Below are 13,415 nucleotides of genomic sequence, written 5' to 3'. Positions count from 1 at the left end.
TAGTTCTTTTTGATGAAAAAGAGTTTTATAAGTAAGTTTATCAAAGGTATAGCAGGGGTTATTGTTATTTCAGTTCTTGTTTTATGTGGACTGATGTTGACAGGGAACTATTCTTATACCAAGCTTGTAAGAGCGGTGTCAAATGCGCCCTATAATGTGGTCAATGCTATAAGTAAGATTGGTAGTGGATCTGGGTCTACAACAGAATACGTTGCTGTCAGTCCTGTTTTTGAGTTAGGATACGATAAATTGTTAAAATCGGAAACAGACTCTCAACCGCTACAAGTAGAAGTCATAGAAATTACCTCTGAAGAACCGCAAATTATTGAATCCTCAGATGTAACAACATCAACATCAGTAGATGAGACGAAAGATGTTGAGCAGGCAGATGTTACCGAAACATATTATGATAGCTCTAGGGAAGAATCCATAATTGAAGTTACTTCAACTCCTCAAGCTCAGGTTCAAGTAGCTACGGTTTCAACTGGTGCAGCAGTTGACGATGCAACTGCTAAAGAATGGATTGCTCAAAAAGAATCAGGTGGTAGCTATACAGTTACTAATGGTATTTACATTGGACGGTACCAATTGAGTAATGCTTATTTGAATGGTGATCATTCACCAGAAAACCAAGAGCGTGTAGCAGATGAGTATGTACTGCAACGCTATGGTTCATGGTCAGCAGCCTATCAGTTTTGGTTGGCAAATGGTTGGTATTGATATGAATGAGATGTCTAGGTTTAGCCTAGGCATTCATTTGTTTTCTCACTTCCGTGCCCATGATAAAGAAGGTCCACTGTGACCTTTTTATTTACAGCTACTGTCAAAAAGATAGGGATTTCTGTAAAGTATGTTGTAAATGATGTTGATAAAAAGGGTCCCAAAATCCCGAAAATAGACCTTTTATAGTGTAAACACAATGTCATTGTAATATTTGTAATAGATTTACAAAGTGAGAGTAATAGTCAGAGGGTATGATAGATACATAAGAGAAAGGAATGTGACTATTATGAATATTACATTGAAGAAAAACTTGAAAACAACAATCGCTGGCTTGGTAGCAGGGGCAACCTTATTGACTGCTGGTGTTGTTAGCGCGGAAACCTATACTGTACAATCTGGTGATACCTTATCAGCAATCGCCTCAAAATACAATACAAGTGTAGAGAAATTGGCAGAACAAAATAAAATTTCCAATCCAAATCTAATCCATGTTGGACAGGCTATTGAAGTTGGTGAAACAGCTTCTACTGCTACAGAAGAAAAACCAGTGGAGCAAGCTCCAGCAGCTGAAACAGTTACAACAAGTGAAGTGACAACCACTACCACGAGTTCATATACTTCAAACTTGAGTGCTGAAGATGCAGCGGCAAAAGAATGGATTGCCATGAAGGAATCAAGCGGTAGCTACGATGCGCGTAATGGTATCTATATCGGTCGCTACCAATTAACCAATACTTACTTGAATGGTGATTACTCACCAGAAAACCAAGAGCGTGTGGCAGATTCCTATGTAGCAGAGCGCTACGGTTCATGGTCAGCTGCTAAAGCCTTCTGGTTGGCAAATGGTTGGTATTAAGAAATCTATGAAAGTCTAGTTTTGCTAGGCTTTTTTAGTTATATAAGTTTCTAAACTTTACAAATTCTGTAAATTTGCTTATAATGTGGAAAAATTGACTAGAAGAGAAGAAGAATGAATTTACAGAAACGAATATTTCGCTTGAATATGATGATGCTGGTCCTGTCATTGATAGCTATGCTGGGCGTCAGTGTCTATGTGGTGAATAGTATTTACCGTAACCAAGGGACTTGGCAGTCCACCAGTCAGAAGACAGCAGCAAGTCAACAAAGTCTAGAGAAGTTTACGGGTACAGATTTTGCAAGTTTAGCAGATGCGTTATCTTTAAATGGAGCCCAACTGTATGTAGAAAGTAATGGAGAGATTTTATTTTCAAACCTTACTGATGATGCTGATGAGTTGTCAGAAGTGACCGTTTCATCTACGACCCGTACTTCCTATGCTGATGGTGAAGTTGTCATTAGTCGAAAGATTGCAGCAAACGGTCAAATATATTATTTGTATGCCATTCTAGAAGATTTAGAGGAGCAACAGGACAGCCAAGATTTTCAAGCCTTTCTATTGCAACTTTTCTTGGTTGGTGGGGCAGGTATTGTCATCATAGTGGTGCTTAATTTCTTCTTTACTCGTCGTCTTCTAGGTGTGGTCATGCGTCCTTTGGATGAATTGCACAGCGGTGTAGACCGTATCCAGCAGGGAGATTATACAGTGCCTTTGACCTATCAGGGGGATAAGGAATTTGAGGAATTGACCAAAGGGTTCAATCAGATGCAGACTTCCTTGTTGGATGCCCGTGAGAAAAATCGACTGTATGAGCAAAAACGAACCCAGATGGTTGCGGATATTTCACATGATTTGCGAACACCCTTGACTTCGATCAAAGGCTATTCCAAGGGGATTTTGGATGGCATTGCTAACACGGAGGAAAAACGCAATCAGTATCTAACGGTTATTTACCAAAAATCTCAGGTGATGGAGAAATTACTGGAAAAATTATTTGCCTTTTCACAATTACAAACAGATAAAATGCCGTTTGATAATGTGCAACTTGATCTGTCTCCGTTTTTACAGGAATATGTAAGAGAGAAAACAGCTGAGTTGGTAGATGAAGGCGTTCAGTTCCAACTGGATCTATCTGAACACTTGCCTGTTGAGATTGATCCGACTCAATTCCGTCGAATTTTAGACAATCTGGTTGATAATGCTAGAAAATATGCAGCAGTTAGCCCACTGCAAATAAATCTTGCTGGTCATATTCAGGGGCAAGAAGTTGTTTGGACCTTTACGGATAATGGAAAAGGTCTAGAAAAGAATAAACTTAACTTGATTTTTGAAGAATTTTACAGGGAAGATGATACACGTCAACAAGTAGAAGGACATGGTTTAGGTTTAGCTATCGTAAAAAACATTATTGAGAGATTGGGTGGTCGTGTGTCTGTTGAGGCAACTCCGGGGCTTCGATTTACCTTTAGACTACCGAGAAAGGATATGACATGACACGGATTTTAATTGCGGAAGATGATCTAGAAATTGCTTATTTGGAGCGAGATTATCTGGAAATGCAGGGCTATCAAGTGGACTTGGTCCATGATGGAGGACTTGTTGAGGAACAACTCAAAAAAGAGGACTATGCTCTGCTGATGCTAGATGTCATGCTTCCAAACAAAACTGGCTATGATTTATGTCGAGATTTACGGGATAAGGTAGATTTTCCTATCTTGATGGTCACGTCTAAACAAGAAACCATGGATGTGGTGAGAGGCTTGGGCTTGGGAGCGGATGATTATATCAGCAAACCCTTTGATCCTATGGAGCTGGTGGCGCGTGTCAAGGCCCACTTGGCTCGCTATCAACGTTTCCAAAAGGATGATAGCAGTAATGAATTGATGGTTGGAAATATGACTATTTTCTTGGATAATTGGAAGGTGACTTTGGATAATCAGGAAATCAAATTACCCAACCGAGAATTTGAGTTGCTTGTTTATCTGGCAAAGCATCCCAATCGTGTCTTCTCTAAAGACCATCTGTTTGAAACCATTTGGGGCTATGATTATGTTGGAGATAGTGCCACAGTGGCTGTCCATATCAATCGTCTGCGAGATAAGCTGGGAGCCGATTTAATTGAAACGGTATGGGGAGCAGGCTACCGACTTAACGCTTAATTTAAAAGTGTTTAAGATTTGTTTAGAAAGTTTCCCTAAAGTGTTCAAGATTGTCCTCTATAATAGACTTATCAGCAGGAGCTGAGAAATAAATTGAATCAGAGGAATACCAAATGGAAAACAAACATCAACAACAAGAAATTATTGAAGTGACAGAAAATAAGAAAACAGGTGCATGGGAATCTGTGAAAAATAAGGTTGCAGGCATGAGCAAGAAATCGATTATCTTATTATCAGTTGGTGCCTTGGCACTTACTACGATTGGCTTTGTCGCTGCAGAGGTGTATGAAAACAAACTTGAGGCTTTGGAAAACCAAATTGAGCAACAGGTTGGAATAGTTGATTATGATGACGATAACCAGCAAGTAGTAGCAACCGCAAGCTCATCATCTACAGTAAGTTCATCAACAGCTACAACAAACGCTGCGACAGCTGTAACAAATGCAGCTTCAGCAAGTCAACTTGCGTCAAGTTACGGTGTAAAGTTGGTTGACACTTCTGAATTAGATGGCACTTATACAGCAATATCTGGCAATGATACCTACACATTGACTGTAAAAGGAAACCAAGCTACATTGACAGAAGTTGACAATGATGGGGACCAGGATATTGAACAAGTGATTTTCGACTTAGATAAAAAACTTGCCTATATTGACGGGGAAGCAGATACATATGCCCTGAATGGTACTACTCTAACCTTGACAGAAATTGATGCCAATGATACAACTCTAGATAAACTCACTTTCACCAAACAATAAGAAAAGGACCAGACGGTCCTTTTCGTTTACAACCTTGTCAATTTTCACCGAAGATTTCTTGTGCCAGTCGGCGACCAGTTGGTGTGGCAGCTAGGCCTCCTTCGGCAGTTTCACGGAAGGCGGTTGGTAGGGCAGAACCCACTTGGTACATGGCATTGATGACTTCATCTACAGGGATTTTGGATTCAATTCCTGCCAGTGCCATATCAGCAGCTACCATGGCATAGCTTGCTCCCATTGCATTACGTTTGACACATGGGACTTCTACCAGACCTGCAACGGGATCACAGATGAGGCCTAACATATTTTTGATGACAAAGCAGATAGCTTGACTAGCCTGGTAGGGACTTCCTCCAGCAGCAAGGGTCAATGCCGCTGCGGACATAGCAGAGGCAGAGCCGACTTCTGCTTGACAACCTCCTTCTGCTCCAGAGATGGAGGCATTGTTGGCAATGACTAGACCAAAGGCCCCAGCTGTAAAGAGGAAGTCAAGTTGCTGTTCTTCTGTCAAGTTTAACTTGTCAATAGCAACACCGAGAACGGCAGGCAAGCAGCCAGCAGAGCCAGCAGTTGGGGTGGCACAGACCAAGCCCATTTTGGCGTTCAATTCGTTGACTGCCATGGCATTTCTTGCTGCGGATAGGATAGAGGAATCAGACAGTGTCTTGCCCTTTTTCAAATAAGCATCTAACTTGGCAGCATCACCACCTGTCAAACCTGACACTGATTTACTTTCTGTCAAGCCGTCGACAATCGACGCTTTCATAACTGTCAAGTTTCTTGACATGATTGTCAATATTTCTTCGCGGCTACGACCGGTCAACTCAATTTCAGTCGCAATCATGAGTTCAGCTACATTGCCAGAAAACTGTTCGGCTTGCTGAACTAATTCTTCGATAGTATAAAACATGTCTTTCTCTTTCTAGTTGAAGAAGGTAACATTGTGCAGATGGGGAATTTTTTCGATTTCTGCAATAGAATTTTCACACTGGCGAGCATCCACTTCGATAATCATAATAGCTTTTTCGCCAGCTTGTTCACGTGTCACGTTCATTTGGGCAATGTTGATATTGTATTTTGATAAGATGTCAGTTACCTTGGCAATCATACCTGGAACATCTTGGTGAACAATAATAATGGTCGGCGTGTTCATATTGAGGTTGACAGAAAAGCCGTTGAGCTCCGTTACTTGAATATTGCCTCCACCAATCGAAACGCCCGTTGCTGAGATGGACTTTTTGTCATTTTTAATGATGATTCGGGTAGTATTGGGATGGGGGGTATTGCTGTCCTTGTTGACACGCCAGTAAACCTTAATACCTCGTTCTCTTGCAATATCAAGAGAGTCAGGAATACGTGGGTCGTCTGTATCCATGCCTAAAATGCCTGCTACCAAGGCCACATCCGTACCGTGTCCACGATAGGTCTTGGCAAAAGAGTTGTAAAGTTGGAATTCGACCTCGGTTGGTTCATCACCAAAGATGGAAGAAACTATTTTCCCAATGCGGACTGCCCCAGCTGTATGGCTGGAAGAAGGTCCAATCATAACAGGCCCGATAATATCAAAGACCGATTGAAATTTTAAATTTGTCATAATTATCCTCACGTTTTTCTTAATACTATTATATCAAATTTTTGATTTGGATAGAATGCCTAGATGAATGGGGTTTCATGTCAAATTCCTGTTGCTTCTCCCTTTTGTGTGGTATAATACAAGTTGTTCAAAATCGACCTTCAAATCGTTTTTTGAAAAAATTTTTGGAATACGACCTTCAAATCGTTATTTCAACGAAAAGATGGGAGAAGATGATGTCAATAGACAATTCGAAAACCCGTGTTGTTGTCGGTATGAGTGGCGGTGTGGATTCATCGGTTACGGCTCTCTTGCTCAAGGAGCAGGGCTACGATGTGATCGGCATCTTCATGAAAAACTGGGATGACACGGATGAAAATGGTTTCTGTACAGCAACAGAAGATTACAAGGATGTGGCTGCGGTGGCAGACCAAATCGGCATTCCTTACTACTCTGTCAACTTTGAAAAAGAGTATTGGGATCGCGTATTTGAGTACTTCCTAGCAGAGTATCGGGCAGGACGCACACCCAATCCAGATGTCATGTGTAACAAGGAAATCAAGTTCAAGGCTTTCTTGGATTACGCTATGAATTTGGGTGCGGACTATGTGGCGACAGGGCACTACGCTCAGGTGTCACGCGACGAGGACGGCACTGTCCATATGCTACGTGGGGCAGACAATGGCAAGGACCAGACCTACTTCCTCAGCCAACTATCACAGGAACAGTTGCAGAAAACCATGTTTCCGCTCGGCCATTTACAAAAGCCTCAGGTTAGGGAAATAGCAGAGCGAGCAGGCTTGGCGACAGCTAAAAAGAAAGATTCGACAGGTATCTGCTTTATCGGTGAAAAGAACTTCAAAGAATTTTTAGGGCAGTATTTGCCAGCCCAGCCCGGTCGGATGATGACCGTTGACGGTCGTGACATGGGAGAACACACAGGCCTCATGTACTATACTATTGGTCAGCGGGGCGGGCTTGGTATCGGCGGACAAATTGGTGGGGACAATGAGCCTTGGTTTGTTGTCGGAAAAGACCTGTCTCAAAATATCCTTTATGTCGGTCAAGGCTTCTATCATGAGTCCTTGATGTCAACTTCTTTACAGGCTAGTCAAGTCCACTTTACACGGGATATGCCTGAAGAATTCACACTTGAGTGTACAGCTAAGTTCCGCTACCGTCAACCAGACAGTCAAGTAACTGTCAAGGTGAGAGGTGACAAGGCAGAAGTCATCTTTGCAGAGCCACAGCGAGCCATCACACCAGGACAAGCCGTTGTTTTCTACGATGGACAAGAATGCTTGGGCGGCGGTATGATTGACATGGCCTATAAAGACGGAGAGGCTTGTCAGTATATTTAGAACGAAAGGATTTTGCTTTTATGTCAGTAGAGGAAAAGTATAAAGTTTATAATAATTTAGCTAGTAAGTTTTATAATGAAGTATTTGAAATAATTAATAAAGAATTTCAGCAAGAAAAGTTTGATAAACATTCTAAGTCTTATTTTATTTTATCTTTTATAGCTATAATTCCATTCCTAGTTATTGTGGCTCAATTTCAAAAGTTTGTTTATGGTTCTATTACAAATACTTCACGACAACTCCCATTTTTTGATGGCTGGAAGAACGTTATTCCTATCGTATTTCTATTGGTAATTATATACATTATAAAAAGATTTACCCTAGATCCTTTGTGGAATATTCAAGATAGTAAATATAGTAAATTAGAGTACAAAAGGCATCTGTACAAAATTAAACGAAATATTTCGCAATGCGTTTATCCAGCAGATGTTCACCTACGATTGGAAAATTTACTCTGTGAAATCAATAGTAATGACGATGACTTTCACAAAAAAAGACAATTTGTTCTTTCTGGAATAATACAGGTAAATACAGTAGCAGTCTTATCTCCATTTTTTGCTATTATTTCAAGAGATGATATAAATATAGATAGTATTATTACAATAACTTCTTTAATTATCACCATCACTACGATAATATCTATAATTTCATACTATAGGTATTTTTTTAAAAATGTTGAACCGATGTTCGGAAAATCTTTGGGTGAAATCGAAACTAAAAATATTGTTCGAGATATTTTATATTATCGTGATGGACTTGATGATTATGCTAATGAAGCATCTCAAGAATTTAATAGTGAAGAAATGCTGACCATATTAAATACAATAAATCAACAAACTGAAAAATTTAAATTAAATTGAAGTTAATAAGAAGATTATGCTAGGCTAACTGGTCGCGTTATCATGATGGTCAAAGCTCATGGGAATTGTAGGCTTTTTTGTCCTACAATTTTCGAGAGTTTTGGCTGTTTTTTGTGAGATTAGGAGGAACCATGCCTGTCAAACTGATTGCCCATGTTTTACTGACTGTTGCAGACAGTTACTTGATCATTCAGCGTTCGCAAATTGAGCGTGGAGAACCGAACGTATTTCCGCAGCATTGGGATATTCTAGCGATTCTCCCTCTTCATATTAACTAGTATTCCTATCTCTATTATACTACTTTACATATGAAAAAGCCGTTAGAAATACAATTCTAACGACTTTGTCTTCAGTCTGAGCTTAGCACCCTCGTGCTGAGCTTTTTATCTTATCCCCAGAAAGCATCTTCGGCTTTTTGGTCGGCTGAGAAGAGCCAAACTTCCTTGATTTTGCCCTCTTCCATACGGAAAAGATCGATACCATTCATGTTTAGTTCTTCACCATCTGTTCGAGTACCGAGGAATGTTACATTAGCGGCAACAAGAGTATCATTATCTGACACCCAGTTTGTCACTACTTTGAAAGTTCCATTTGTTTTTTCGGCGAAAGTTGCTAGATGTGCTCCGAGTACTTCTTTACCAATTTTAGCACCAGATGTTGAATGATTTCCGGGTTGATGCCAGATAATGTCGTCAGCCATTGTTTCAAAAAGAGCTGCAAAATCACCAGCGATGAGAGCATTGTTATAGGCATTAAAAATTTCCAAGTTTGTTGACATTTGATGTCCTCCAATTTTTTTGATATAGTACAATTATAGTCCAATCAATCAATTATGCAAGTAGGTACTTTTGCATTTGTTGGTATCAAAAGTGATACTATTGTGATAAATAAAGGAGAAGTTTTTTGAAAAAAGTTAGTGAATATGGTATTTGCCCTTTTGCAACAACGCAAAAAGTCTTGACTGGTAAGTGGGGATTGGTGATTATCTACCAACTCAGTACAGGAACGAAACGCTTCAATGAATTACAGCGACTAATTCCAGGTATTACTCAAACCATGTTAACAAGGCACCTTAGACAATTGGAGGAGGATCGCATTATTAGTCGTACGGTCTATGCAGAAGTACCCCCTCGTGTAGAGTACAGTTTGACTGAAATGGGTGAAAAATTTCGGTCGGTGCTGGATGCTGTTGAGGCTTGGGGCTTAGAATATATTGAAACGTTAGCGTAACACCAGATTTGAAATTCTACAAATCTTTTGCTAAAATAAGAGTAACAATCATCATGATGGTCAAAGCTCATGGGAATTGTAGGCTTTTTTGTCCTGCAATTTTCGAGAGTTTTGGCTATTTTTTGCGATTGGGGAGAGAAGATGACCTTTTTGATATTACAAAAATTTCAGAATCAGAACTGAGTCAGTTTCCTAATCTAAAAGCGATTGATGGAACAGTGTTATTGATGACAGATGATGTAAAACTGTTCTTGAAATCGAAAGGTCTTCGATTTTTGATTAAGGAGTAGCTTGTCAATCTAATTGACAGATGTGTAAAGGAGGGGAAAATGCGTATTGTAGTTATTCAAGCTAGTACAAGAACTGAGATCAACCAGCTCTTGTTTGACACAGTTTGTGAGGTAGTGGACGGACACCATGATGTTGTTAATCTAGGCGTGTTTCCAGAAGAAATAGAAAACTACACCTATGTGGAAGTAGCTGTTATGATTAGTCTGTTGATTGAAACAAATACAGCTGATTTTATTGTAACGGGGTGTTCTTCTGGACAAGGAATGATGATGGCTTGCAATAGTTTGCCAGGTTTACGTTGTGGCTTTGTGCAAACCCCTCAGGATGCCTATCTATTTGGTCGGATTAACAACGGCAATGTGGTTTCTTTACCACTAGGCTTAAATTTTGGTTGGTCTGGCGAGTTGAATTTGCGTTATACCTTAGAAAAACTATTTGAAGGAGAATTTAATACAGGCTATCCAGTTCAAGATGCTGAACGTAAAAAGAAGGAAGCAACTGAATTAGTGCATCTTCATCAGTTGACAACACGCTCTTTTTTGGAAATTTTACCAAACTTTAATGAATATCTATTGACTAAAATTTTAAGAAGAAAAACGTTTGTCGATTATATTTATCAAAACGGGACGAATAAACTCCTTTTAGAAAAGTTAACGGCTTATAAGGTTTGAACTTTAGAAGCAGATTTGATACAATATTCCTAACAAGAACTATGATGGTCAAAGCTCATGGGAATTGTAGGCTTTTTTGTCCTGCAATTTTCGAGAGTTTTGGCTATTTTTTGTGAGATTAGGAGGAAACCATGCCTGTTAAATTGATTGCCCATGTCTTACTGACTGTTGAAGATAGCCATTTGATTATTCAGCGTTCGCAGATTAAGCGTGGCAAACTCAATGTCTTTCCTCGATATTGGGACATTTCAGGCGGTCGTGTTGAGGAGAATGAGTTGCCCCGTGATGCTGCAGTGAGAGAGTGTTTTGAAGAAACTGGCATTTTGATAACCAAGGAAAATCTGACCATTATCCATGAAGATAGTCAGTTTGATGAAGAGAAACAGACGGTATTTACGAGGCTAGTCTATGAAGTGAAACTTACTGAACAACCGAAAACCATTTTTCTTGACCCAGAAGAGCATACAGATTTTCTATGGTTAGCTCCTAGCGATAAAAATAAGAAAAACTTAGTTCCATATCTCGAAGAAATTTTAGAAAAGAGAAGGAAGAATGGATTTTAGGACCAGAATTGACAATCAGATTTTCGGTGTTCGGGCCACTGCATTGATTATAAAAGATGGGAAAATATTTCTCACGAAGGACTCTAAGGGCCGTTATTATACCATTGGCGGTGCGGTTGAGGTCAATGAGGTAGCAGCAGATGCGGCTGTTCGAGAAGTCAAAGAAGAATTAGGGATTGACAGCCGTGTCAATCAATTGGCTTTTGTTGTTGAAAATCAATTTACACATGAAGGTATAGACTTTCACAATATCGAGCTTCATTTTATCGTGGAGCCTATTGGAGAAATATCTGAGGAGATGATTGAAGGGAAGTTGAAGCAACCTTGTGAATGGATTGCACTTGACAACCTTGTCAACCTAGATGTCGTACCAGCTTTTCTGGCAGAGGAATTACCAAACTGGAGTGGACAAGTTAAACACATTATGAACATGAAGGAGAATACAACATGACACACACATTTGCAGAAAATTACGATGTCATCGTGATTGGAGCGGGGCACGCGGGTGTAGAAGCAGGCTTGGCAGCCAGTCGGATGGGCTGTAAGACCTTGCTTGCAACTATTAACTTGGATATGGTGGCCTTTATGCCTTGTAATCCCTCCATTGGTGGATCTGCCAAGGGGATTGTGGTAAGAGAAATTGATGCCCTGGGTGGCGAAATGGGCCGCAACATTGACAAGACCTACATTCAGATGAAAATGCTCAATATGGGCAAGGGGCCAGCTGTTCGTGCCTTGCGGGCTCAGGCAGATAAGGCAGAGTATGCAGCAGAGATGAAGCGGACGGTGGAGCGTCAGGAAAATCTGACCCTGCGTCAAACCATGATTGATGAGATTTTGGTGGAGGATGGCAAGGTGATTGGTGTCCGTACGGCTACCAACCAGAAATTCTCAGCCAAGACAGTTGTGGTGACGACGGGTACAGCCTTGCGTGGTGAGATTATCATCGGTGACCTCAAGTATTCGTCAGGGCCTAACAATAGCCTAGCTTCTATCACGCTGGCGGATAACCTAAAAGAATTGGGGCTTGAAATCGGTCGGTTCAAGACAGGAACGCCACCGCGTGTCAATGCCCGCACTATTAACTACGACGAAACCGAGATTCAACCAGGCGATGAAAAGCCAAATCACTTTTCATTCTTGTCCAAGGATGAGGATTATTTGCAGGATCAAATTCCTTGCTGGTTGACCTATACCAATGCGACCAGCCATGAGATTATCAACAGCAATCTTCACCGAGCACCCATGTTTTCAGGCATTGTCAAAGGGATTGGTCCCCGTTATTGTCCGTCCATTGAGGATAAGATTGTTCGTTTTGCGGATAAGGAACGCCACCAGCTTTTCCTAGAGCCAGAAGGTCGCAACACCGATGAAATTTATGTTCAAGGGCTGTCAACCAGTCTGCCAGAAGACGTGCAGCAGGACTTGATTCACTCCATTAAAGGCTTGGAAAATGCTCAGATGATGCGGACGGGTTATGCCATTGAGTACGATATGGTCATGCCGCACCAGTTGCGGGCGACGCTTGAAACCAAGAAGATTTCAGGGCTCTTTACTGCAGGTCAGACCAACGGAACATCAGGTTATGAAGAAGCAGCAGGTCAGGGAATTATCGCTGGTATCAATGCCGCCCTCAAGGTGCAGGGCAAGCCTGAGCTGATTTTGAAACGAAGTGACGGCTACATTGGTGTTATGATTGATGACCTGGTGACCAAGGGAACGGTGGAGCCTTACCGCCTCTTGACCAGTCGGGCAGAATACCGCTTGATTCTGCGTCATGACAATGCTGATATGCGACTGACGGAAATCGGTCGTCAGGTCGGCTTGGTGGATGATGAACGCTGGCAGGTCTTCCAGATTCACAAAAACCAGTTTGACAATGAAATGAAGCGCTTGGAGTCTATTAAACTCAAGCCAATCAAGGAAACCAACGAAAAAGTCGTAGCTATGGGCTTTAAGCCTCTGACGGATGCCCTTACCGCTAAGGAATTCATGCGTCGTCCAGATGTGACTTACGCAGATGCGGTAGCCTTTATCGGTCCAGCGGCAGAGGACTTGGATACCAAAACCATTGAATTGATTGAAACAGAGGTCAAGTACGAAGGTTACATTGCCAAGGCCTTGGACCAAGTAGAGAAGATGAAACGCATGGAAGAAAAACGTATTCCAGCCGACATTGACTGGGATGACATTGACTCCATTGCGACCGAGGCTCGTCAGAAATTCAAGCTGATTTCACCAGAAACCATCGGCCAGGCTAGTCGGATTTCCGGTGTCAATCCAGCAGATATCTCCATTCTCATGGTCTATTTGGAAGGACGCAGTCGTTCCATTTCTAAAAACAAATCAAAGGACAGTCACTAAGGC

The 13,415-nt window shown here is 41.1% G+C and carries 16 protein-coding genes and 1 pseudogene; 14 read left to right on the top strand and 3 right to left on the bottom strand.

Annotated features, from left to right (window positions below; all coding sequences use genetic code 11):
* Window positions 1-12 precede the first annotated feature (12 nt).
* The 5 genes from apf (PW252_RS11095) (at window position 13) to PW252_RS11075 (ending at window position 4,499) form a co-directional block, all read left to right on the top strand.
* Window positions 13-720, top strand: coding sequence for an aggregation-promoting factor (apf, locus tag PW252_RS11095; protein ID WP_248049129.1), 708 nt, complete (start codon window positions 13-15; stop codon window positions 718-720).
* Between the two features lie 289 nt (window positions 721-1,009).
* On the top strand, window positions 1,010-1,579 hold the full coding sequence (apf, locus tag PW252_RS11090; RefSeq protein WP_248049131.1) for an aggregation-promoting factor: 570 nt from the start codon (window positions 1,010-1,012) through the stop codon (window positions 1,577-1,579).
* A gap of 114 nt (window positions 1,580-1,693) precedes the next feature.
* On the top strand, window positions 1,694-3,076 hold the full coding sequence (locus PW252_RS11085) for a HAMP domain-containing sensor histidine kinase (RefSeq protein ID WP_248049133.1): 1,383 nt from the start codon (window positions 1,694-1,696) through the stop codon (window positions 3,074-3,076).
* Window positions 3,073-3,741, top strand: a complete 669-nt coding sequence (locus PW252_RS11080) for a response regulator transcription factor (RefSeq protein ID WP_248049135.1) — start codon at window positions 3,073-3,075, stop codon at window positions 3,739-3,741. The genes PW252_RS11085 and PW252_RS11080 overlap by 4 nt, the downstream gene beginning before the upstream one ends.
* A gap of 113 nt (window positions 3,742-3,854) precedes the next feature.
* Complete coding sequence (locus PW252_RS11075) at window positions 3,855-4,499, top strand: hypothetical protein (protein WP_248049137.1); 645 nt, start codon at window positions 3,855-3,857, stop codon at window positions 4,497-4,499.
* A gap of 37 nt (window positions 4,500-4,536) precedes the next feature.
* Here PW252_RS11075 and sdaAA read toward each other — a convergent pair whose 3' ends face one another.
* Together sdaAA and sdaAB are read right to left on the bottom strand one after the other, a co-directional pair.
* Entirely contained in the window at window positions 4,537-5,409 is an 873-nt protein-coding gene (gene sdaAA / locus PW252_RS11070) for an L-serine ammonia-lyase, iron-sulfur-dependent, subunit alpha (RefSeq protein ID WP_248049139.1), read from the bottom strand.
* A gap of 12 nt (window positions 5,410-5,421) precedes the next feature.
* A complete protein-coding gene (gene sdaAB / locus PW252_RS11065) occupies window positions 5,422-6,093 on the bottom strand; it encodes an L-serine ammonia-lyase, iron-sulfur-dependent subunit beta (RefSeq protein ID WP_024379555.1) in 672 nt (223 codons plus the stop codon).
* 215 nt (window positions 6,094-6,308) lie between these two features.
* Here sdaAB and mnmA point away from each other — a divergent pair, with 215 nt between their 5' ends.
* The 3 genes and pseudogenes from mnmA to PW252_RS11050 all read left to right on the top strand — a co-directional run.
* Entirely contained in the window at window positions 6,309-7,433 is a 1,125-nt protein-coding gene (gene mnmA / locus PW252_RS11060; protein WP_248049141.1) for a tRNA 2-thiouridine(34) synthase MnmA, read from the top strand.
* 20 nt (window positions 7,434-7,453) lie between these two features.
* Entirely contained in the window at window positions 7,454-8,293 is an 840-nt protein-coding gene (locus PW252_RS11055; RefSeq protein WP_153048226.1) for a hypothetical protein, read from the top strand.
* 131 nt (window positions 8,294-8,424) lie between these two features.
* Window positions 8,425-8,541, top strand: a pseudogene (locus PW252_RS11050) (NUDIX hydrolase); the annotation flags it as partial.
* Between the two features lie 140 nt (window positions 8,542-8,681).
* Here PW252_RS11050 and PW252_RS11045 read toward each other — a convergent pair.
* The gene (locus PW252_RS11045; protein WP_018375151.1) at window positions 8,682-9,071 is read right to left on the bottom strand and encodes a nuclear transport factor 2 family protein; all 390 of its coding nucleotides are present in this window, start codon (window positions 9,069-9,071) and stop codon (window positions 8,682-8,684) included.
* Window positions 9,072-9,196: 125 nt separating this feature from the next.
* Here PW252_RS11045 and PW252_RS11040 point away from each other — a divergent pair, with 125 nt between their 5' ends.
* From PW252_RS11040 to mnmG, 6 genes are all read left to right on the top strand, one after another.
* Window positions 9,197-9,523, top strand: a complete 327-nt coding sequence (locus PW252_RS11040; RefSeq protein WP_014638837.1) for a winged helix-turn-helix transcriptional regulator — start codon at window positions 9,197-9,199, stop codon at window positions 9,521-9,523.
* Window positions 9,524-9,576: 53 nt separating this feature from the next.
* On the top strand, window positions 9,577-9,813 hold the full coding sequence (locus PW252_RS11035) for a hypothetical protein (protein WP_248049142.1): 237 nt from the start codon (window positions 9,577-9,579) through the stop codon (window positions 9,811-9,813).
* A 39-nt stretch (window positions 9,814-9,852) separates the two neighbouring features.
* Window positions 9,853-10,485, top strand: a complete 633-nt coding sequence (locus tag PW252_RS11030) for an RpiB/LacA/LacB family sugar-phosphate isomerase (protein ID WP_248049144.1) — start codon at window positions 9,853-9,855, stop codon at window positions 10,483-10,485.
* Window positions 10,486-10,616: 131 nt separating this feature from the next.
* Window positions 10,617-11,048 (top strand): NUDIX hydrolase, encoded by a 432-nt coding sequence (locus tag PW252_RS11025; protein WP_248049146.1) that lies wholly within the window; start codon window positions 10,617-10,619, stop codon window positions 11,046-11,048.
* Entirely contained in the window at window positions 11,038-11,499 is a 462-nt protein-coding gene (locus PW252_RS11020; RefSeq protein ID WP_248049148.1) for an NUDIX hydrolase, read from the top strand. Before PW252_RS11025 ends, PW252_RS11020 begins: the two co-directional genes overlap by 11 nt.
* Entirely contained in the window at window positions 11,496-13,412 is a 1,917-nt protein-coding gene (gene mnmG / locus PW252_RS11015) for a tRNA uridine-5-carboxymethylaminomethyl(34) synthesis enzyme MnmG (RefSeq protein ID WP_248049150.1), read from the top strand. Before PW252_RS11020 ends, mnmG begins: the two co-directional genes overlap by 4 nt.
* Window positions 13,413-13,415 lie beyond the last annotated feature (3 nt).

It is taken from the genome of Streptococcus sp. 29887 (assembly GCF_032595075.1).
GTDB classification, from domain to species: Bacteria; Bacillota; Bacilli; order Lactobacillales; family Streptococcaceae; genus Streptococcus; species Streptococcus iners.
The sequence above is the reverse complement of the archived record's forward strand: the minus strand, read 5'-3'. Positions and strand labels throughout refer to the sequence as shown.